We start from the raw sequence: 19,812 nt of genomic DNA, 5'->3' as shown, positions 1-19,812 counted from the left end.
ACCGCTTTGAGCATGGTGTCGGACCATTGCCGTAATCCATTTGACACTTTCAACAAACTGAATATCGATTTATTTTGGCCAGTGAATGCCAGAATATGGAGTCGAAAAAAGTATGATTGACGAAACATCAATCTCGGTGCGGACTATCAATGTTCAACTTAGCCAGCCCCACTTTCGCCTCTGGATTTGACATAAAATGCTCCCACAAAAGGCCGGATCTGTAGTTTTCAATCATCAAAATGATAGGGCCTTGGTCTATCGCCAAGTACGATTCTGCATACCATTCCTCGGTCACATTGAAGGCATCGTGAAATCCAAACTCACCCCACAACCTGTCGCCCATCAGATAATAAAAATGTTGGAGCGCGTCCATAGATTCTGTTGGTGTAAAAGGCATGGAGGATAGCGCCGCCGTCGGAGAAATTACCCCCAAATCATTGGTGGGTGAATGGGCGCTATAACCAAGGTGATTATCACTTGCCGTCAAGCCCCAAGACTGCGCGCTGTATCCGACAAATCCCAGTGGATTTTGTATACAATGCTCCCGATTGATACGGGTATGATTGGCGGCTTGGGTCCAATAGTTGGCGTATTGGTCGGAGAGATTTCGCGGATCTAGCCCCAAGAAGGAATAGTGGGAAAGAAACAAAGGGCCACCAAAGTCTTCACCGAGCGGCAGTGTAAAATTGTAAAAAAGCTTTCCATTTTTCATCGCACCATTTCTTGCCCAACCCGCATCATATACTAATTTGGAAATGGGATGTGTCGGAGAAGAAGCTGCCAAAACATACACGATCAAGGACTCATTCCAACCTTGTATCGGCAGGTTCATTTGCCATTGGTGTTGTGGCGACCAATGCCAGAAAAGCACATTCTGTCCACCCCGCGTGTACCAATCCCATTCAACTTCCTCCCATAGCCGGGTGATTTTCTCTTTGATCGCCTTCTCCTGAGGATTGGCATCTTGCAGGTAGGCACGCGCCGTTAGCAGCCCCTGCACCATCAGGGCGGTTTCCACGAGATCACCACCGTTGTCAAATTGACTAAAGGGAATCACATCCCCAGTATTTCCATCAAGCCAGTGCGGCCAAGCCCCATGGAATCGGTCAGCGCGCTCGAGAAATTCTACAATCTTAGTGAGCCGATCCACACCTTGCTGCCGCGTGATGAAACCGCGCTCAATCCCAACCAAAATCGCCATGAGGCCAAATCCCGATCCGCCCATCGTCACCAAATTGCCGGAGGAATTTCTTTCCCTTGCCATCCCAGACTCGGGATGGGCAAAATCCCAGAAATATTTGAAAGTCTGCGCCTGTACCTTTGTCATCAGTTCATCGTCCGAGATCAAAGGGAACTTCGGAGATGGGTCTATGGCAGTGAAAAAAGAGGATCTCCAGCCGGAAAATACTTTACCATCCTTCGCCCTCAACTTGCTATCGATGCTGATCTCATACTTTCGCAGGTAATCAAGTTTACTTTGGGACATTACCTTTAGCTTCCTGCCCCCGTCTTCAAGTCTAAAGTTCACTGGAACCTCCCCGTCCCTGACCAATCGCAAAGCAGCTGTGACAGTCGCCGCGTCGATTGGTTCTGAAAAACCCAAAACCAAATCAAGTCCCAAGGAGACGTCCACAATCCTTCCTGTGCTGGTTTTTGACGATTCCAGAAATTCAACCGAGTTTACAAACAATCCACTTGTGACCGTCTCGAACTTGACTTCAATAGGATTAAAAGCATCCCCATTGATACCTTTTAGCTTATCCGAAACCGAAATACTGTAGTGAATTCCCGGTTGGAGTATTTGCTCTGGAACGAGGATAACGGTCTTTTTGTCTCCAAGGAGTGTCAAAATAGATCTCACAAGCTGACCTTCATTATAAAGACCGACAGCACTTATCAAGGTGGAAGCATCGATTTCATCTGAAAAGAAAAGGGAAATTGGTTTGTCAAGGTCCAATCCTGAACTACCTGGTGGGCGAAGGGAAATCTCTATGTCGCCTACAAGTACCTTTACCAACGACGGTCCTCCGGGATCAGAATCCGGATTGTCGCAGGATAGCACTTGGAGCATTCCGACAAGCAAAAGAACCCAAAAAATGGAATAGTTTTTGGCCATTGCTTTGATCGCGGCGATCAAGGGGCCTATACCAAATCTCAAAAATGGTTTCGAGCAAATCTTCAATTTGAATAATGGCTTAAGAAACGGAGATTAGCAAAGGTATGCCCTGAAGCTCAAATCAAACAAACTTTCGGAATAATTGTGCCATATCCACCCTGCCGGCGCTGTGAGGCAACTACGCAGGAAAATCGGTCAAATGGCTCGAATCGGTTTGGGATATTGCATTGAACCAGGCAAATATTACAGTGCTAATTCATACATTTAATCGAACTGGGCTTTTCCTTGGTCTTTTGAAAACCCAGTAAAGTCTTTCCATGCCGTACACCGGCTTTTGAAAAAAATCCCATAACCAAAGTCATATGATCGCAAAAACACCTCCCCCGCCCTATTACGCAGTCATTTTCTCCAACATCCGCACACAGGTGGACGAAGGCTATGGGATCATGGCCGAGGAAATGGTCGAACTAGCCGAAAAGCAACCGGGCTACCTCGGGCATGAATCTGTCAGGGACGGATTGGGAATCACGGTGAGTTACTGGGAATCGCTCGAAGCCATCCGCAACTGGAAAATGGTCGCCGAGCACCGATTGGCCCAAAGGCTAGGTCGAGAAAAATGGTATCAGGCTTACAAGACGAGAATTTGCTTGGTTGAGCGCGACTATGGTTTTGAAAATGGAGGTATCAATGACTGATTACAGGTATTTGTCTGATGTATTCTCCACTTTCTAATGTATCCAACAAAAAACCAGCGGTATTGCGTCTCGAGATGGTAAGCGCAGGTTTTGCCTTATTTTCCAAGAAAACCCGCGTGGGTCTTGCGCAGCTTGAATTAATGAGACCAACCGGGCGAACAATCGTCCAATCAAAATCAGATGCCTTGACCAAAGCTTCCTGCCGCTCATGTTCCAAATAGGCTGCTGAGATATTGCTGTTATCAATCAGCCACCCAAACCAACCTGGGATAAAGGACCGACTTTCGGCGACACCCCAAGCCGATGTAAAAACCAGCCGATTTACACCATGGACCTTCGCGACATGAAGGATATTTTTCATCGTTTCGGATAGGAAATCCGGAGGCGTACGTAGCGAGGACCATGGATAGTCACTTTTTCGGGAAATGTTCAGGCAACTTACGATGTATCCAACGCCGGTCATGGCAGCCGAGACATCCTTTGGATCCCGTGTATCTCCCTGAAAAACTTTTAAATTCTGGCTATTGTATCTCAGTTTATCGGGATTCCTGACCAAGACGTGGACGTTAAATCCCCTCGCGAGTGCCATACCCAAAACCTCTTGCCCCGTTCTTCCCGTGGCGCCTAAAAGTAAAATCGTCTTTGCTGGATACATGCGGATCTTTTGCTGCTCATCAAAAACAATAGATGCAAAATCACTTCAGTTGGTTGCATGGCTTTCAGTAAGAAAAATCTTTGAATTAGCCTGAAACAAGCCACGTCCAAAATTCGGGAAAAATCAAAATCACACTTTTCAAATGAAGAGGGTGGCGACCATTCTCTCGGAGGAATTTTAGATCGGTGAAAAAAACGTATTTTGAAAAAGCAATTACCTAAACCCTAAACCTATCCACAAATCCTTTGAGCCATTGCTTTGGTTTGGCTTTTTCCTCATCCATTTCGTAATAGTTTCCTGTGTACTTGTTTTTGCGCATGTAAGAGTAATTGTAGCCGTAACCATAATTGTATCCTCCGAAATCATAGACATCACCGCCCGCGCGAATCCCGTTGAACACGGCATAAAAATCCCTAACCTGGTCATTGGCATAGAGGTCATTGATCATTAGCAAGTACTTTTTATGGGTATAATCCTGCCGAACGATATACAGGTTCACGTCTGAAAATCGTAACAAATCCATTGTCTCTGATACCAAACCTATAGGCGGGGTATCCATGATGACCACTTCAAACTCCTGCTCGAGGTAATCGAGGAATTCCTTCATCTTATCCTTTAGCAACAATTCCGCAGGGTTTGGCGGAATCGGTCCGGACGGTACCAAGTACAGATTATCGTATTTGGTTTTCAATACGATTTCCTCCTTGGAAGCCCTATCGACCAAGTAGGATGATAAACCCTTGTTATTTCCAAGCCCCACATAATCCGCAATCTTCGGCTTTCGCAAATCCAATCCAATGAGGCAAGTCTTTTTACCGCTCAGCGCCATGGCCGCAGACAGATTGAGGCTGACGAAGGTTTTCCCTTCCCCTGAAACCGAGGATGTCACCAAGATTTTCTTGCATTTTTTTTCGCTTGCGATATAGAACAAGGCCGATCTCAAAGATCTAAACGACTCCGAAACCATCGATTTTGGATGTTCCGCAACCAGCATGTTGGTCTCTTTGGTGCTATGTCCAATCGTACCCAACAGCGGAATCCGGATCGAATTCCTTAGCTGGATCTGATCCATGATCCGATTGTTGAAATAATGGTAAGCCAACAAAAACGCCAATGGAATGAAGAATCCCAAACCGACCGCCAAACCATAGTTTTGGGTTTTCTTGGGGAAAATCAAGGCGCCTCGACGGGCATAGTCCAAGACCGAATTGTCGGGCACATTGGAAGCCTTTGCAATGCCGGCCTCTGCCCTTTTTTCCAACAAATAGTTGTATAAATTATCCCTGAGGCGGTATTGCCGGAAAATGTTGGTGTAGTCGGATTCAGTCTTGGGAAGGCGCGCAAAATCCTGGTTCAACTCCTTCATCTTCTTCTGCGCCTCGGCCTTTCTTCTTTCCGTATTCGCGACGAGATTATCAATGTTCTCAAATATATTCTCCCTCAACTTCGTAATCTGTTCGTCGACTTGGGCGACGTTGGGGTGATTTTCATTGACGACGGCAAGCAACTTCCTTCTCTCGAGTGAGGCTTCCACGAGATTGCCGATCATGTTGTTCAAAAAACCATCTTCAATTCCAACGATCGACGGCGCGATGATATCGGAGTAGTCCTTGGACTTCTTTTCGAGATAGTTTTGCAGGGATTTGTAATAACTCAACTGAAACTCAATTTGCTGGATTAAGTCCTCCATGCTTTGGATATTGCCCAATACGCCCCCAAATTCAGAATTGACGTCAAGGAGTTTGTTTTCAACCTTGAAATTCAGCATCTGTTGCTCGACAACCTTGAGCGAATCCGACAGGATATACATCTGCTCGTCGATAAAGCGCAGGGTGTTTTCCGACATTCGGTTTTTCTCCTTCAAATCGTACTCGATAAAGGAATCCATCAGCGCGTTGACATAGTCGCGGCCTTTTTCCACCACTGGTGAAACCATAGAAATTTGAAGTACGGTTCCAAGGTTATTCACTGGACGGACAACGACGGATTTCGAATACTTGTCCAGAATATCGGCTGGATTGTGGATGATGAAGTAGAGCTTGTCCCCAGATTGGATATTCTTGACTTTGTTGATTTTGAATCTAGATCTGCTTGACTCTATCCATTCACCGAAGTGATAGGTTTTGTTAAGAATCTCTTCATCAAAAGGTCCGTTCGCCTTTGCATTCATAAAATCAAAAATCCCCTTGTCTTCGCGTGTCAGGGTAAATTCTCCATCCGAAACCATCGTGAAGTGGATGGTGCCGGATTCCAGATAAGGGAAATCCCTATCGACCTCTACCCTTATCGGGGATTTGTCATAGAGCTCCACCTCTTTGATATTAGTGGACGCGTAATAGCTAACCTCAAAATGGAGCTTTTTCAGTGTTTCTTCTGCCAAGTTCTTTGAGGTAAACAATAAAATGTCATTCTCAAGATTGCTAGTTCCGCTGAAGATATTGGAACGGTCCAAAATTCGGGTCTCGGGAGAATTTTTCTGCTTGATCAATACACTTCCCCGCACCTCATATTCCTCAACGGCATATCTGTGAAACAGAAAAACAATCACCAATGCGATAAAAATAAAAGTTGCGTAAAGTGGCCAATACCTTGAATACTTGATCAGGTAGTACTTGATATCGATGGGTTTGGCTTCCTGCTCAAACTTGGACAAATCTATTTTCCCGTCTATCATAAATTCCCAGTGGCCAATGCAACAATTAACAGGATGGAAGTGGTGATCGAAACTATCAAACCCAATGACGCCGAAAAATTGTCAGCGTTCCCGATTTGACGGATTTTCATAGGCTCTAGATAGAGAATATCATTCGGTTGAATGAAGAAATAGGGAGAGGCCAACAGCTGCCGGTCGTTGAGGTTGATTTGGTGGATCTTCGTGCCTCCGTCGTATTGACGGATGATGAAGAGCTTATTTTTCCTCGCCAAAATATTGGATTCACCTGCAAGTGCCAAGGCGTCGAAGATTGTTGCACGGTTTTTCATGATCACCTTCGTTCCACTACTGTTGAACTCGCCCAAAGCCGTGAATCGGATTCCCCCTGTGCGCAATTTCACAAAAACATCTTCTTTAAAATAAGCGTTGATGGCTTCCTGCACTCTTAATCTTGCTTCCTCCTCCGTCAAACCTGCAATATGGACCCTTCCCAATTTTGGAAGAAGTACGTATCCCTCTTGGTCGATCGAATATCCGGTAAAATAGAAAATATCTCCACCGCCTCCCATCATTCCACCTCCACGCATCGCCCGCGAACCTTGAAATTCAAATGCCTTGGTCAATTCCTCGTTTGAAGAAGCAAAATCGATATCAACAATGTCGAATGGCTGAAGGATGTATTTGTACTCCACTTGTGCATAGGGGATAAATTCATCCAAATCGATGTATTGGTTTTCGGGAAGGTTTTGGAGGTAAGTGAGTCGCTTATTGCTAATGCACGAAACCGAAAAAAACACCACTACCATCCAAATCAAAGCGTGCTTCATAAAGGTAACTCGGGTGAATCGTTTGGTCAAATATAGATATTTTAGGCCTTAAAGGTAGTCAATATACAATTTTCACAAAAAACAGTATCATTTCTTGATTTTTAAAACCTCGATCTCCCGCAATCTTTCATAACGCAAAATCACAGTTTACGAGGTACCCACGTTTACCGAGTGGACATATTGTGAAAACACCTTTAAAACAAATTGTCACATTTCGCTGGAGGAATTCAATTTAAGGCAACCGGATCCCAGGACTCGTCCAGAAATGGGAATAAAAAAAGTAGGGCTAAAAAATTTAAGTTTTAGAATCCCTACCTACTTAATGATCTGCTCGATAAAAAGTCAATGCGAAAAGTCGCTTAATCACCCATGTCAAAAATAGAGGAAGCACAAATAAAAAAAAATACCCTGTTTGGGGTATTTTTTCATTTATTTCAATAAAAATCTGATGATTAATTTACCTTTTTCTGTTAAAATATAATTATTTCAATACGTCTCGAAATAATTTCATGATAGTCTCTGTCTAACAGTTGTTATGTACCGACTTTGGCCAATACTTCCGATGCCGTATCCTCCATGTGCATCGACCGCATGCCATACTGCATCTCAAGCACTTTCTGCCAAGTCAAAATCTGCCTCAAGCCTTCCATATTTTCTTCGGCAAAAAAACCGAAGTTGTGGGGATGCCACCACAAGTGATAAATCTGCCCGGATTTTGCCGCCGCTTCCATCTCGTCTTTGATGCGCGCGATTCTCCGCCGATGCAAAATGGAATCCCCCTTGTATGGCCTCAACAATCGTGACGCAGGTAGCCGCACGGGTCGGGATGGGCTTAACGAGCTTTTTGGATAAAAACTCTGTTTTCCAAGCGAAATCAAAGTGTCACCTGTGCGAAATATCCGCTTGACCAAGGTTTCCTCCTCGGTATGCTGCCAAAACCAATCAGAAGGATTGGACCGGACAAACTCAAAACCTTCCTCCCCGGCGATTTGAACCGATTGCTCGTCATATTGATTTCGCGGGAATACCAGGCTTTTCAGTGATTTACCAAACTTCTCCTGCGAAATCCTGACCGCAGCCTTCAGGTCCATTCGGAATTGCTCATGGTTTTGGCCTTTCTCACAAGTATAATAGTGGGAAAAGGTATGGCTTCCCAATTCCTGACCGGGACAGTCCAGTATTTGTCTCACCAAGTTGGGGGCAAAGAGGGCTTCACCCGGAAGGTTTCTTTGGCTTTTCACCCAAGAATAGGCCGAAAACTTATCAAGTTGGTAGCTTGGAAAAACGGCCGGACTGAAGTGGTTCCATTCTTCGAGGCTTTCTGCCATCAGACTGCCCACGGTCGCCCAGGTCACGCGAATTTTGTTTTCCTCAAACAAGTCCAAAAGCCTCGGTATAATTTCTCGGGTTTGGGCATAGTATGCTTCATAGCCACTCAGGGGATATTTGTCAAAACGTCCCCAATGCAGCTCAAAATCCAAAGAAATGGTCAAAATCCCGGTATTCAATCGATTATCATTATTTGGCGAAAAAAGTCAATCCTTATCCTTTCCTGCAATTATACTTTTTATTCGCAATACGACTAACATCCAAAATGAAAAATACCAAAATATCATGTAGGTGCTTTTCATACGCATGATTATGCCGAGGTTGTTGAGGGTCAGTCCATAAACCACGCACATGCCCAAGCAGACGAAAAGGGCAAGAATCAGAAATTTGGGTAAAGAAGCAAACAGCTTGAATTTTGGAATAGATAAAACTGCGATAAGACCTGAAATCGTCAATGCCAGTCCAACCATATTCTCTAGCGCAGCAGCAAAGCTCCAAAAATCCGATGCCTCCAAGATATTTGGCCTAAACAACAGCGCCCAAAACCGCTGCAACCAATTGTATTCCGCCATAGGAATCTCGGAACTGGCTTGGAATCCTGCCAAAAAATCAAGCTGCGATGCGCTAAACTGCTGAATAGACGCCAGAGATATGTCCTCCAAATGCATCATGACTGAGAGTTTCCAAATACCCAGACTTCCAGCCAATAATCCAATGAGCCCAACCAAGGCTTTTGTTTTTAGTCCCAAATTCCGATCCGCCAAGACAAATACGAACGATACCGAGCCCAAAACGATCCCGAACGCCGGTCTCACCCAAAATGCCAACAGCAAACCAAAAACGGCAATGAACCAGTTTACCCGCAAAGAGGAAAACCCTTTCAAAACCAAAGCCAGACCAAGCAGCAACCATGCCTCCTTGCCGACTCCGGAAGACCAGAAGTGAGCATTGGGCAAAAAGAGAATCAACCATCCAGTTGCTACCAGGACGCGATTGCCCGAATTCGCTATGAAGGGCCGCATCAGGGAAAAAATCTCCCGAAATCCAAGCCATGAAATCCCGGCATACAGTACATTCCCAAACCAAAATTCAAGCCCAAGAACCTTGGAAGGCCAATAATGGAGCCATTGGAGAAAAAATGTCCCGTGTCCCCAATAATCCGTCCAATTCACTGGGTTTTGGGAAACATCTGCCTCCAAGGACCAGTACCGAACAGCATCGCCTCCATGTTCCAGCAAATACCATGTGAAAACTCCAGCAAACAGCATGTGATAGCCATATAAGACCTGCAGTAAGGTCTTTTCCCAAGGCAGGAATCCACGGCTGTTGCCGAACTTCCTGTTCCAGAAGTACAGCCCCGTCAAAATCATGAATGTGAGAAAAACCTCAAGCATGGTCGGGAAATTGAAAATCGAAAGGTTGGCAGTCAAAGAAATCTATGTGCTCATCATCCCCAAGAAAAGGATTCCAAATCCAAACATCGGGATTTTGAAAGTATTTCCAATCTGTACCCAATGGATGCGGTTGACTGACAAAAATAATCCCAGCATTGACGCAAAAAGGTTCTCAACAAAAAGAAACTATTTTGCTTTTCACTATACATTTCTTATTTTGCCTATATGGCAGGAGGAACATCGGCTTTCAACATGATTCAATCCTTTCGGGACAACATGGCTTTAAAAAAGTCCAGAAGGAAGATGCAGGAGAATCCCTATCTGGGTCCAAAACGGGACATCAATGCCCAAAAAACATTCCTAAACGAGGGAATCAAACATCGGTTTGCCAGAAAACAGTCGCTGCGAAACCTCCAATTTTTTGCTTTCTTTGGCATTTTGGCACTGATTGCAATCGGTTTACTGATCTTCAAAATTATCTGATGATGAGCGGATTTGGAGCGATGTCCACGATGAATCAAATGATCAAGAACAATCTTGGTCTGTTGAAAAAGAGAAATCGGCTAAAGGCAAATCCCTTCCTTCCAGCAGGTCCGGAAATTGAAAAGCGCAATTCCACAAACTATTCCGAACTGATAGAACATCGCTTCGCACGGCGTGAATTCGCACGACGTATCAGCTTTTGGACGACTGTATTCATCATCGCTACCCTTTTGATTGCTCTTTTCTTTTACTATCTCTAATATCCCAATATAGCTTCCAAGGCTAAACAAGGCTCCTGATTTTGATTTTTTTATTGTTTCAGGGCTACTTTTGTGCAAACATCTTTTGTTGTCCATGTTTTTCTACCTGTCGCAGTTCCTGAGTTTCCTCGCGATGCCATTGACCTTGGTGTTGTTGTTCTTGGCCTTCGGCTTTTGGAAGCGGAAAAAACCATTTGGGCGGAAAAGCATTCTCCTCGGTATCGTGTTGCTGTACCTTTTCTCCAATCAGTTTTTGGCAAATTCCGTGATGCGCTGGTGGGAACCTGAAGTGGTGGATTTCAATGATCTTGAACATCACGAAGTCGGCGTCATCCTGACTGGCGTTACCAATATCAACAAGTCTTCCGGTGAACGCACTTTCTTCGCAAGGGGTGCGGACCGAGTCACCCACACCCTGCAACTCTATCGCCTGGGCAAAATCAACAAAATCCTCATCACAGGCGGTCTGGGACTCGACCCAAGCCAAGATACTCCCGAAGCCCAACTTCTAAAAAATGTGCTACTACTAGCGGGAGTTCCCGAAGATTCAATCCTGCTTGAGCCTTTGGCAAAAAATACCCGTGAAAATGCGCTTTTCAGCAAGCAATTGCTCGATTCCTCGGGATATCCAAGTCAACAAAAACATCTTTTGATTACTTCAGCTTCGCATATGCCACGGGCGAAAGCCTGCTTCGACAAGGTGGGCCTTCAGACCAGTATTTTCCCCGTGGATTACTATGGGGAAGACCTGCGCTTCAATATCCCCGTGCTTTTTTTCCCCGATCCACAATCCATGCTGATGTGGCACAAGCTTTTCAAGGAATGGATTGGCATCGCGATGTATAAGGTGGCGGGGTATATTTAGGAATTTAAAAATTGGAAAATTGAAAGGTTGGGAGTTAGGAACCCATATTCAGTTTCTTCGCAATGGCGTTTCTGTAATTACCTAGAGCATTGGGATTTGTAAACAGAAACAGGTACGGCTCGATCAGTTCAAGTTCCATAATCCAAAACGTATCCCCAACCCAAGCACCGTCAATCCGTGCATAGAGTTTGTCCGCAGCAAATTCATCCGCGATCTTTTGGATATAGGAAAGTTCAGAACCGACCGGCAGCCAAGGGTGGATTTCCCCGCCGAAGAAATGCTGTACGCGGAACTCGCCTTTCTGGGGGCTTTTAAGTACCGCGTGGGAAAATCTGCCATTGAAAAAAATATAGGAATACTCTCCCACTGCGGCAATCTGCGGTACAAAGGGCTGCAACATCATCGCTTCCTCCCCAACAAGGTGCATAATCTTTTCAGATTCCTGCCTCCACGTTTCCCTATCCAATTTCAAGGTATTTTTCGCGCCGCCACTGACCGATGGTTTCAAGACCAACGTATCGGTTTGGAAACGATCAAAGACAGGTTCCAAATCAACTACTTCGCCTTTTGCAAGAAAATGGGTGGGCACGATAGGGAAACCCTTTGCCTCAACATCAGCCAGATACCTTTTGTCCGAGTTCCAGATAACCGTCTCTATATCGTTCAAAACCGGTATCCTAAGACTTTGGATTCTTTTGCACCAAGACAAAAACTCCGGATATCGATCGAAATAATCCCAAGGAGACTTCATCAAAAGGTGGCTGTATTGGCTCCAATCGACGTTTTGGTGGGACCATACTTCAAAGTTGAATTCTACGCCCAACTCGCGCAGGACGCTTTCGACGAGTTTGTCTTCGTCCACAACATTTTCGCCATGATTGGCCTCAGGAGCATGGTAGGTAATGACAGCAACTTTCAACATTGACAGGGGCTTTTCGGGCGCAATGTTAGCATTTTATTTTGCAGGTTCGGAAAATACGGGCGATTAATCCTATTTTTGGGCTCCCATAGCCATGAAGAAAGAGAAATTAGTCATTATTCCAACCTACAATGAGATCGAAAACATCCGGGATATTACCCAGGCGGTGATGGCATTGGCAGGGGATTTTGAACTTTTGGTCATCGATGACAACTCTCCAGACGGTACCGCAGCCGAAGTCAAAAAGCTCATGGCCGAATTTCCAGAACGGATTCATTTGATCCAGCGAACCGGAAAACTGGGCTTGGGGACTGCCTACATCGCGGGCTTTCATTATGCGCTGCAAAACGGTTACCAATACATTTTTGAAATGGACGCGGATTTTTCCCACAATCCAAATGACCTGATCCGTTTGTATGAAGCCTGTGCCAAAGAGGGCTTTGACCTCGCGATCGGTTCACGCTATATCACCGGCGTAAATGTGGTCAACTGGCCGATGGGTAGGGTCTTGATGTCTTTTTTCGCCAGCAAGTATGTACAGTTCATTACCGGCATGCCTATCAAGGACGCGACCGCGGGTTTCAAATGCTACCGGGCGCGCGTATTGTCCACGATGGAATTGGATAAAATCCGCTTCATCGGCTATGCGTTCCAGATCGAGATGAAATTCACGACTTGGAAGCTTGGATTCAAAATCAAGGAGGTTCCGATCATTTTTACAGACCGAACCAAAGGAACTTCCAAAATGAATACGCGGATTTTTCGGGAGGCCGTTTTTGGTGTGATTTATATGAAAATCAGGAGTTGGTTTCGCAAATACCCCCTTAGTCAAACCTGATCGATTTGATCGGCTGAATATTGGAAATCAGCATGGCCGGAATAAAAAGCACCAGCGAAGTCACGAGCAGCACCGCCAGATTCAACAATAAAAACACCGGCCAATTCCAATCAATCGGCACAAAGGCCATGTAATAACTCATCGGATCCAACTGAATCACCTTCCATCGATCCTGAATAAATCCGAAAGCAATTCCAATCGCATTTCCGATTAGCAATCCTTTGGCGATGATACGAACGCCGTTCCAAACAAAGATTTGCCTAATCTGCTTGTTTCTCGATCCAAGGGCCTTCAAAATCCCAATCATCTGCGTACGCTCCATGATCAGGATAAACAAGATCGACACCATGTTGAAGGCAGCTACAAAGAGGATCAAACCTAGGAAAATATACACGTTGTTGTTCAGCAACTTGAGCCAGTCAAATATCTCGAGGTACTTATCCGTCACCTTGATCAGCTTGAGGTCATAATCCAAAGCGTCGTACAAATCCTCTTCCATCGCGTCCAGTCTGCCAGGTTCATGGACAAAAATCTCGAAACCACCCACCTGATCTTCCTTCCAGCCATTGAGATTTCGGATCATTTGAATATCGCCGAGGATGATCTTGTCATCAAAGTTTTCGAGGAAAGTCTCATAAATGCCCACAATCTCCAACCTCCGATAGCGGGGCGGCTCCTGCACGAAATACATCGTGATGCGGTCGCCAACTGATAGGATCAACTTGTCCGCAATCTTTCGGCTGATGATTACCTCATTGCTTGCGGCGGTGTCCGAAAACTGTGGGAATCGGCCCTCAACAATCGAATTTTTGAATCCAAGCGTGTCAAAATCCCTTCCCACGCCTTTCATCAATACCCCCTCGACCTCCTCGTCTCCTTTGAGCAAACCGGGTTTGTGGGCATAGACCTGTACATGTTTGACCAAAGGATTGTTGGGGAAGTTCTTGAAAAAATCACCCTTTACGGAGATTGGACTTTCCTCAAAGGCGTTGCCGGCGACAAACTTTTGTGCCTGAAAATGTCCGGTAAATGAAAAAACCTTCTTCGATATCTCTTGCTGAAACCCGCCCAAAATCATGAAGGAAATCAGCGAAACGATGATCCCAATTGCCACCGAAGCAACCGCAATCCGATGGATGGTGCCGGTAAAGCCACCTGTCCCCTTAAAGCTGATTCTCTTGGCAATGAAATAGGAAAGATTCAACGAATTCTTTTATTTAGGTCAATCGATCTGCAAAGTAATCATGAACACCTTGAAAATACTCATCCTAGCAGCAATTTTGTGGCAGGCTTCCTCATCACATCAACCAATCCCTGTAGGCATTCCCGAAGCAGGAGAATCGGCGACTCCCATCCTTCCCGCTGCCGACCAACCCGAGCTTTACCTGCCCTTGTTGAAAGGAAAACGCGTAGGCCTGATCGTGAACCAAACGGCCGTGTTGACAAGTCGGGACAATATGCACCTGGTGGATTTTCTCATGAAAGAAGGCGTCACGATCGCCAAGGTTTTTGTTCCTGAGCATGGATTTCGTGGGCAAGCAGATGCGGGCGAAGTCGTGAATTCCGAGATCGACAAGCAAACTGGTTTGCCGATCGTTTCGCTTTATGGCAACAACAAAAAGCCCTCGGCAGAAACCCTGAAGGATGTCGATATCCTTATCTACGATCTACAAGATGTGGGCATCAGGTTTTATACCTATATCAGCACCATGCACTACGTGATGGAAAGCTGTGCTGAAAACAAAAAACCGCTCATGATCTTTGATCGACCTAATCCAAACGGAGATTATGTGGACGGACCCGTTTTGAAACCTGGGTACGAAAGCTTCGTGGGCATGCATCCGATTCCGGTAGTCCACGGTCTGACCGTCGGTGAATTGGCCAAAATGATCAATGGTGAAGGTTGGCTCAAAGGAAAAGCCAAAGCGGACATCCAGGTGATTCCCGTCAAAAACTGGAACCATTCCATGCGTTACAGCCTCCCCATCAAGCCTTCCCCAAATCTACCCAATGACGTCGCGATCAGGCTGTATCCTTCCCTTTGCTATTTTGAGGGGACGGACGTTTCCTTGGGAAGAGGCACCTACTATCCATTCCAAGTATATGGCTATCCTGACCCGAAGTTTGGTGAATTCACTTTCACTCCTGTAAGCATTCCGGGCATGTCCAAAACCCCACCCCAACAGGACAAAAAATGCTACGGCAGGGACCTGCGCAATACTTCCCTTGATCATCGTTTCACTCTGGAATACCTACTTGAAGCCTACAAGATTTCTGGCAAAAAGGAAAAGTTCTTCAACAACTTCTTCGACAAACTGGCCGGTTCCGACCAACTCCGCAAAGATATCCTAGCAGGGAAGTCCGAATCTGAAATCAGGGAAAGCTGGAAAAAAGAATTGGAATTGTATAACATTTTGAGATCGAAATACCTCCTTTATCCGTAAAAGGAATTAGGGCCTTGTTTTGCCCTTGTTCAAATTTTTCCACTTTAAACCTTTTCTCTCATGTTACTCAAAAAACACCTTTGGCTGGCAACACTACTCTTGGGATTGTTGCTGACCACCGCCTGCAACGATGATGAAGAGCCTGGAATTCCGGAGATCGTTGCTACTTGGAATTTCAACAGTTTGGATTTTGACATCAAGATCAATGACAAGCCACTCATTGACTTTCTTATCAACGATTTGGATTATCCGCCGAGTGAAGCAGCAGTACTCGAGGCATTCTTGAAAGGAAGCATTGAAAGCGAGCTTCCGCTCAATAACTCCACAATCACTTTTACAAACGACGGCAAATACGAAGTAAAGGAAAACGGGACCGTACAGGACTCCGGCACTTATGAACTGAATGCTGCGAAGACCATTTTGAAATTGACTTCGGGAGGCATCACAGATGAAGTGGAAGTCTTGGAACTGAACCAAACCCGCTTGGTAATCAAGTTCTCCGAAGTTGAAAACGATGATATCACGGATGACGGAATTCCCGAAAAGGTCCAGGTGGATGTGACCGTCCGTTTCACAAAGTAACATTCGTTACAGATCTGAAGCGTTTGAGCATCGGATATTCAGGAAAAAAATAGCCGAACCATGACATTTGTAATCAACAAAACGCTCAGTGGAATATCATTCGAAAAGGCCAAAGAGAAAACCGTCGAAAACCTGAAATCCGAAGGGTTTGGAATCCTAACTGAGATTGATATCCAAGCAACAATGAAAAACAAATTGGGCAAAGAATACCGTCCTTTTGTGATTCTCGGAGCATGCAATCCAAACTATGCCGACAAAGTGCTTGGTATCGATCCACACATCAGCGCCTTTCTTCCCTGCAATGTCACGGTACGGACCCTGGAAGATGGAAACATCGAGGTCGCGGCAGTCGATCCGATTGCGGCCATGGGAGGGATTGGAATTCCTGAGGTCGAACCCTTCGCCCGGGATATCTATGAAAAACTGAAACGGGTGATAGTTGGTCTTTAAAATTGAAGCCGGGAGATTTTCCCGGCTTTTTTGGTTAGAAGTTGAATCCAATACCTAGATTGACCGAGTTGAGTAGTCCATCGCGGTAGAATCCGTTCATTACGTACATCAATTCGTAATCCAGGTTGAGAAACAGGTTGCCACTGGTGTTGTACTGCAGGCCCGCGCCGGCACCAAAGTTCAACCCTGAGTCCTTTCCGGTAAACGTGGTCAAGGTACCTTCCCTTTTGATATCGGAAAACTGGAATCCAAGTACGCCTTTCAAATAGGGTTTGAAGTTTCCCTCTCCAAAGAAAAATCTCGGCGTAAAGTAAATCGGAACCGTATTCACCGTGTACTCATTGCCGTTGTTATTGGCCACGATACTGACGTAGCCCGCGGTTACGCCATACGCCACCCAGCCGCCAGCTGGCTGATACTCATAATTACCATTGATTCTCCAGCCAGAACCGTTGCTGTTGGCGTCCTCGATGTTTGCAAATACGTACCCACCACCAAATTGAACCCGGCTTTGTTGGGCAAAAAGGAAGGAGACAGGCACTAGTAAAACAAGTAGAAGAATGAGCTTTTTCATAGATAGTTTTCGTTTTTTTTGACAGAGAAAAGGTAAACAATTCACAGCCAGAAAAGCATGATAAAAGTCAGTAATCCAAGTATTTTCACTTAGTCCCACAGAGTTAATTCGACAGCCCTTTCCAGTTCCTCTTCGGCCATTTCGACCAGATTTCCAGCTTTCATATCCAAGTCAGGAAGGCGTATCCATTTATCAAACCCCGAAGCGGGAATTTCCGAACCGGAGGTAATCAGGGCAATTTTCTTTTGATGCTTTTTCGCCAATTGAAGTAATTCAAAGCAACCCTTTCCACCCTCCGATTGGCCATCATATTTGCCTTCTCCAGTGATTACCCAATCGGCATCTACCAACTTTTCTTCCAAATTCGTTTTCTCAAAAAACCACTTGGCTCCCATTTGCATTTCAACCGGAAAAAACAAAGACAAGCCAAGCGCAATACCCCCCGCAGCCCCAAAACCAGCTTGGTCGGTAAACGCCTTTCCTGATTTCCTGATCAGCATTTTCACGATCCTCGCCAACTCCGACTCAAAAGCAGGAATATCGGCAATGGAAAGGCCTTTCTGAGGCCCGAATACGGGTACAGCTCCTAGCGGGCCAAAAAAGGTATTCTGCACATCACAAAGACAGGTAAACCGAATTGGATTTCTTTGGATAGGTGCTTGCACATGTTTGATTTTAGAGAAAAAGCCATCCGAGAATACAGGGATTTCCCTGCCTTTTTCATCCAAAAAAAGAAATCCCAAAGCCCTCAGTATCCCCGTTCCCAAATCTACCGAGGCCGAACCACCCAAGCCGAGGACAATATGGCTCGCACCGGATTGAATGGCGCTGACGATAAGTTCTCCGGTTCCAAAGGTACTTGCCACATGGGGATTGCGTTCTTCAGGCTTGAGGTGCCTGATACCTGAGACTGTCGAAACGTCCAAGTAGGCTGTTAGATTTTTCGGGTCCAAAAAATAGTATCCATGGACAGGCCTTCCCAAAGCATCCAAAGCCATACAATCCACTTGCTGCAATCCCAGCACTTTTCCCAGCAGAAAACAAGTACCATCGCCGCCATCGGCAATCGGCAATTTGTCAATGATCGCATGGGGTGTTTTCCCCAAAATTGCATCCGCGATCAAATCAGCCGCACGGTCCGCTGCGATCGTACCTTTGAAGGCATTGGGGGCAATCAGAAACTTTTGGCGGCTAGCCATTGCCGAAGCGCATGAAATAATCCTTCGTAGCAGCCTTCACTTTCGGGGCGAGGTAAAGCGTCGAAATCATCGTCGGAATCGCCATGATGGCATACATCGCATCAATGAAACTTACCACGACGTTCAATGATACCACAGCACCAAACACAATCGTGACCAAATAGAAATAATTATAGTAGTTGGCCTTGTCAGCACCGAAGAGGTAATTGAAGCATTTGTGTCCGTAGTACGAATAGGTGAACATGGTGGACAACGCAAATGTCAGCACCGAAAGCATCAAAAGGTATTTGCCGATACCAGGTAAGCCCATTTCAAAAGCAGCCAAAGTCAATGTCACCCCGTCGTTTTCCGTGGTTTCCCAAACGCCCGTAATCAATATCACAAATGCCGTCAAGGAACAAACGACGACCGTGTCGATAAAGGGACCCAACATCGCGATCATCCCTTCCCGCACTGGCTCATTGTTTTTGGACGCGCCATGCACCATGGGTGCGGTACCGATTCCCGCTTCATTGGAAAAGGCCGCACGCCTCGCCCCGATCACCATCACAGCACCAACAGCGCCTCCCATGACAGCATTTCCTGTAAATGCATCTTCCAAAATCTGCCAAAAAACCGCTGGAATCTTGTCATAAAACTTCAACATGATGATCAAGACGGTAGCAAAATACACCACCACCATGAATGGAACCAACTTGGAGGCAACCACAGCAATCCTTTGAATACCACCCAAAATCACGACTGCCACTGCCAGCATCATACCGATACCGAGGATCCACTTGGTGGTATCCCCTGCATCCAATCCATACGGTTTGAGTATTACGGTCCGCGTCACCTCCGTCAACTGATTTGCTTGGAAAATCGCCAACAAACCAAGGACTCCTGCGACGCAGAATAGTATAGCCAAAGGCTTCCACTTCTTGCCCATTCCGTGCTCTATCACATACATCGGGCCGCCTTGGACTACGCCCGCGCTGTCTTTGCCCCGGTACATGATCGCGAGGCTACAGGTAAAATACTTGGTGGCCATTCCGACAAAAGCAGAAATCCACATCCAAAACACTGCTCCCGGCCCGCCCATGTTGATGGCAATAGCCACACCGGAGATGTTTCCAAGGCCCACCGTCGCCGCAATGGCGGCAGACAAGGCCTGTCGGGAAGAAATTTGCCCCGGGAGGTTTTGGTCGTCGTACTTGCCACTGACGACCTTGAGCGCATGTCCAAAATACCTGAAAGGCACAAACCCGGAATACACAAATAGTATAAACCCTCCGCCCATCAGCAGGACGAGCATCGGCGTATCCCAAATCCAATTACTGAACTGAATGATAAAATCTCCCATTTCCTTCTATAAAATGAATAGGCATATTAAGGGCATTTTTTGGAAAAGGCAAATGATAGCATCCGCGCTGCCCCTGAAAAGAAGGATTCCTTACATCGAAAAAACAATCAACTTCACGATGAAAATCCTCCAATTTCCCAATCTTTCAATTTTCCAATCTTTCAATTTTCCAATCTTTCAATCCCCC

At 45.7% G+C, this 19,812-nt stretch carries 20 protein-coding genes; 9 read left to right on the top strand and 11 right to left on the bottom strand.

The window, feature by feature from the left end:
* Positions 1-127: 127 nt before the first annotated feature.
* A complete protein-coding gene (locus tag L0U89_RS12120; protein WP_234861761.1) occupies positions 128-2,158 on the bottom strand; it encodes a glucoamylase family protein in 2,031 nt (676 codons plus the stop codon).
* Between the two features lie 320 nt (positions 2,159-2,478).
* On the opposite strand from L0U89_RS12120, the gene L0U89_RS12115 reads away from it, so the two are divergent.
* Positions 2,479-2,811, top strand: a complete 333-nt coding sequence (locus L0U89_RS12115; RefSeq protein WP_234861760.1) for an antibiotic biosynthesis monooxygenase family protein — start codon at positions 2,479-2,481, stop codon at positions 2,809-2,811.
* Here L0U89_RS12115 and L0U89_RS12110 read toward each other — a convergent pair.
* From L0U89_RS12110 to L0U89_RS12090, 5 genes are all read right to left on the bottom strand, one after another.
* The gene (locus L0U89_RS12110; RefSeq protein ID WP_234861759.1) at positions 2,801-3,466 is read right to left on the bottom strand and encodes an NAD(P)-dependent oxidoreductase; all 666 of its coding nucleotides are present in this window, start codon (positions 3,464-3,466) and stop codon (positions 2,801-2,803) included. The two genes, L0U89_RS12115 and L0U89_RS12110, sit on opposite strands and share 11 nt — an antisense overlap.
* Positions 3,467-3,683: 217 nt before the next feature.
* Positions 3,684-6,140: a GumC family protein gene (locus L0U89_RS12105; RefSeq protein WP_234861758.1), complete on the bottom strand. Its 2,457-nt coding sequence runs from the start codon at positions 6,138-6,140 to the stop codon at positions 3,684-3,686.
* Entirely contained in the window at positions 6,137-6,946 is an 810-nt protein-coding gene (locus L0U89_RS12100) for a polysaccharide biosynthesis/export family protein (RefSeq protein ID WP_234861757.1), read from the bottom strand. The genes L0U89_RS12105 and L0U89_RS12100 overlap by 4 nt, the downstream gene beginning before the upstream one ends.
* 533 nt (positions 6,947-7,479) lie before the next feature.
* Complete coding sequence (locus L0U89_RS12095) at positions 7,480-8,454, bottom strand: polysaccharide deacetylase family protein (RefSeq protein ID WP_234861756.1); 975 nt, start codon at positions 8,452-8,454, stop codon at positions 7,480-7,482.
* A gap of 27 nt (positions 8,455-8,481) precedes the next feature.
* Complete coding sequence (locus L0U89_RS12090; RefSeq protein ID WP_234861755.1) at positions 8,482-9,669, bottom strand: hypothetical protein; 1,188 nt, start codon at positions 9,667-9,669, stop codon at positions 8,482-8,484.
* Here L0U89_RS12090 and L0U89_RS12085 point away from each other — a divergent pair.
* From L0U89_RS12085 to L0U89_RS12070, 4 genes are all read left to right on the top strand, one after another.
* Complete coding sequence (locus tag L0U89_RS12085; protein WP_234861754.1) at positions 9,650-9,925, top strand: hypothetical protein; 276 nt, start codon at positions 9,650-9,652, stop codon at positions 9,923-9,925. The two genes, L0U89_RS12090 and L0U89_RS12085, sit on opposite strands and share 20 nt — an antisense overlap.
* 20 nt (positions 9,926-9,945) lie before the next feature.
* Positions 9,946-10,152: a hypothetical protein gene (locus L0U89_RS12080; RefSeq protein ID WP_234861753.1), complete on the top strand. Its 207-nt coding sequence runs from the start codon at positions 9,946-9,948 to the stop codon at positions 10,150-10,152.
* Positions 10,152-10,412 carry a hypothetical protein gene (locus tag L0U89_RS12075; protein WP_234861752.1) on the top strand — a complete coding sequence of 87 codons (261 nt, stop codon included), beginning with the start codon at positions 10,152-10,154 and terminating at the stop codon, positions 10,410-10,412. Before L0U89_RS12080 ends, L0U89_RS12075 begins: the two co-directional genes overlap by 1 nt.
* Positions 10,413-10,506: 94 nt before the next feature.
* The gene (locus L0U89_RS12070) at positions 10,507-11,277 is read left to right on the top strand and encodes a YdcF family protein (RefSeq protein WP_234861751.1); all 771 of its coding nucleotides are present in this window, start codon (positions 10,507-10,509) and stop codon (positions 11,275-11,277) included.
* A 34-nt stretch (positions 11,278-11,311) separates the two neighbouring features.
* Here L0U89_RS12070 and L0U89_RS12065 read toward each other — a convergent pair whose 3' ends face one another.
* On the bottom strand, positions 11,312-12,199 hold the full coding sequence (locus L0U89_RS12065) for an ATP-grasp domain-containing protein (protein ID WP_234861750.1): 888 nt from the start codon (positions 12,197-12,199) through the stop codon (positions 11,312-11,314).
* 91 nt (positions 12,200-12,290) lie between these two features.
* On the opposite strand from L0U89_RS12065, the gene L0U89_RS12060 reads away from it, so the two are divergent.
* Positions 12,291-13,034, top strand: a complete 744-nt coding sequence (locus tag L0U89_RS12060) for a polyprenol monophosphomannose synthase (protein ID WP_234861749.1) — start codon at positions 12,291-12,293, stop codon at positions 13,032-13,034.
* Here the strand turns inward: L0U89_RS12060 and L0U89_RS12055 are convergent.
* Positions 13,021-14,238: an ABC transporter permease gene (locus L0U89_RS12055; RefSeq protein ID WP_234861748.1), complete on the bottom strand. Its 1,218-nt coding sequence runs from the start codon at positions 14,236-14,238 to the stop codon at positions 13,021-13,023. The two genes, L0U89_RS12060 and L0U89_RS12055, sit on opposite strands and share 14 nt — an antisense overlap.
* Positions 14,239-14,278: 40 nt before the next feature.
* On the opposite strand from L0U89_RS12055, the gene L0U89_RS12050 reads away from it, so the two are divergent.
* From L0U89_RS12050 to L0U89_RS12040, 3 genes are read left to right on the top strand one after another with little or no spacing between them, the layout of a single operon-like run.
* A complete protein-coding gene (locus tag L0U89_RS12050) occupies positions 14,279-15,478 on the top strand; it encodes an exo-beta-N-acetylmuramidase NamZ family protein (protein WP_234861747.1) in 1,200 nt (399 codons plus the stop codon).
* A gap of 60 nt (positions 15,479-15,538) precedes the next feature.
* A complete protein-coding gene (locus tag L0U89_RS12045) occupies positions 15,539-16,060 on the top strand; it encodes a lipocalin family protein (protein ID WP_234861746.1) in 522 nt (173 codons plus the stop codon).
* Positions 16,061-16,120: 60 nt separating this feature from the next.
* The gene (locus L0U89_RS12040) at positions 16,121-16,510 is read left to right on the top strand and encodes a DUF302 domain-containing protein (protein WP_234861745.1); all 390 of its coding nucleotides are present in this window, start codon (positions 16,121-16,123) and stop codon (positions 16,508-16,510) included.
* A 34-nt stretch (positions 16,511-16,544) separates the two neighbouring features.
* Here the strand turns inward: L0U89_RS12040 and L0U89_RS12035 are convergent, their stop codons facing one another.
* The 3 genes from L0U89_RS12035 to L0U89_RS12025 form a co-directional block, all read right to left on the bottom strand.
* The gene (locus tag L0U89_RS12035; protein ID WP_234861744.1) at positions 16,545-17,084 is read right to left on the bottom strand and encodes an outer membrane protein; all 540 of its coding nucleotides are present in this window, start codon (positions 17,082-17,084) and stop codon (positions 16,545-16,547) included.
* 89 nt (positions 17,085-17,173) lie between these two features.
* Positions 17,174-18,283 (bottom strand): glycerate kinase family protein, encoded by a 1,110-nt coding sequence (locus L0U89_RS12030; protein ID WP_234861743.1) that lies wholly within the window; start codon positions 18,281-18,283, stop codon positions 17,174-17,176.
* On the bottom strand, positions 18,276-19,625 hold the full coding sequence (locus tag L0U89_RS12025; RefSeq protein WP_234861742.1) for an alanine/glycine:cation symporter family protein: 1,350 nt from the start codon (positions 19,623-19,625) through the stop codon (positions 18,276-18,278). Before L0U89_RS12025 ends, L0U89_RS12030 begins: the two co-directional genes overlap by 8 nt.
* Positions 19,626-19,812 lie beyond the last annotated feature (187 nt).

The organism is Mariniradius sediminis (assembly GCF_021491425.1).
Classification (GTDB): domain Bacteria; phylum Bacteroidota; class Bacteroidia; order Cytophagales; family Cyclobacteriaceae; genus Mariniradius; species Mariniradius saccharolyticus.
The sequence above is the reverse complement of the archived record's forward strand: the minus strand, read 5'-3'. Positions and strand labels throughout refer to the sequence as shown.

Excerpts from the sequence above, each read along its gene's own strand:
- L0U89_RS12115 (WP_234861760.1), top strand. The coding sequence starts at position 2,479 with ATGATCGCAAAAACACCTCCCCCGCCCTATTACGCAGTCATTTTCTCC.
- L0U89_RS12110 (WP_234861759.1), bottom strand. The coding sequence starts at position 3,466 with ATGTATCCAGCAAAGACGATTTTACTTTTAGGCGCCACGGGAAGAACG.
- L0U89_RS12105 (WP_234861758.1), bottom strand. The coding sequence starts at position 6,140 with ATGATAGACGGGAAAATAGATTTGTCCAAGTTTGAGCAGGAAGCCAAA.
- L0U89_RS12100 (WP_234861757.1), bottom strand. The coding sequence starts at position 6,946 with ATGAAGCACGCTTTGATTTGGATGGTAGTGGTGTTTTTTTCGGTTTCG.
- L0U89_RS12090 (WP_234861755.1), bottom strand. The coding sequence starts at position 9,669 with ATGCTTGAGGTTTTTCTCACATTCATGATTTTGACGGGGCTGTACTTC.
- L0U89_RS12080 (WP_234861753.1), top strand. The coding sequence starts at position 9,946 with ATGGCTTTAAAAAAGTCCAGAAGGAAGATGCAGGAGAATCCCTATCTG.
- L0U89_RS12075 (WP_234861752.1), top strand. The coding sequence starts at position 10,152 with ATGATGAGCGGATTTGGAGCGATGTCCACGATGAATCAAATGATCAAG.
- L0U89_RS12070 (WP_234861751.1), top strand. The coding sequence starts at position 10,507 with ATGTTTTTCTACCTGTCGCAGTTCCTGAGTTTCCTCGCGATGCCATTG.
- L0U89_RS12065 (WP_234861750.1), bottom strand. The coding sequence starts at position 12,199 with ATGTTGAAAGTTGCTGTCATTACCTACCATGCTCCTGAGGCCAATCAT.
- L0U89_RS12060 (WP_234861749.1), top strand. The coding sequence starts at position 12,291 with ATGAAGAAAGAGAAATTAGTCATTATTCCAACCTACAATGAGATCGAA.
- L0U89_RS12050 (WP_234861747.1), top strand. The coding sequence starts at position 14,279 with ATGAACACCTTGAAAATACTCATCCTAGCAGCAATTTTGTGGCAGGCT.
- L0U89_RS12045 (WP_234861746.1), top strand. The coding sequence starts at position 15,539 with ATGTTACTCAAAAAACACCTTTGGCTGGCAACACTACTCTTGGGATTG.
- L0U89_RS12040 (WP_234861745.1), top strand. The coding sequence starts at position 16,121 with ATGACATTTGTAATCAACAAAACGCTCAGTGGAATATCATTCGAAAAG.
- L0U89_RS12035 (WP_234861744.1), bottom strand. The coding sequence starts at position 17,084 with ATGAAAAAGCTCATTCTTCTACTTGTTTTACTAGTGCCTGTCTCCTTC.
- L0U89_RS12030 (WP_234861743.1), bottom strand. The coding sequence starts at position 18,283 with ATGGCTAGCCGCCAAAAGTTTCTGATTGCCCCCAATGCCTTCAAAGGT.
- L0U89_RS12025 (WP_234861742.1), bottom strand. The coding sequence starts at position 19,625 with ATGGGAGATTTTATCATTCAGTTCAGTAATTGGATTTGGGATACGCCG.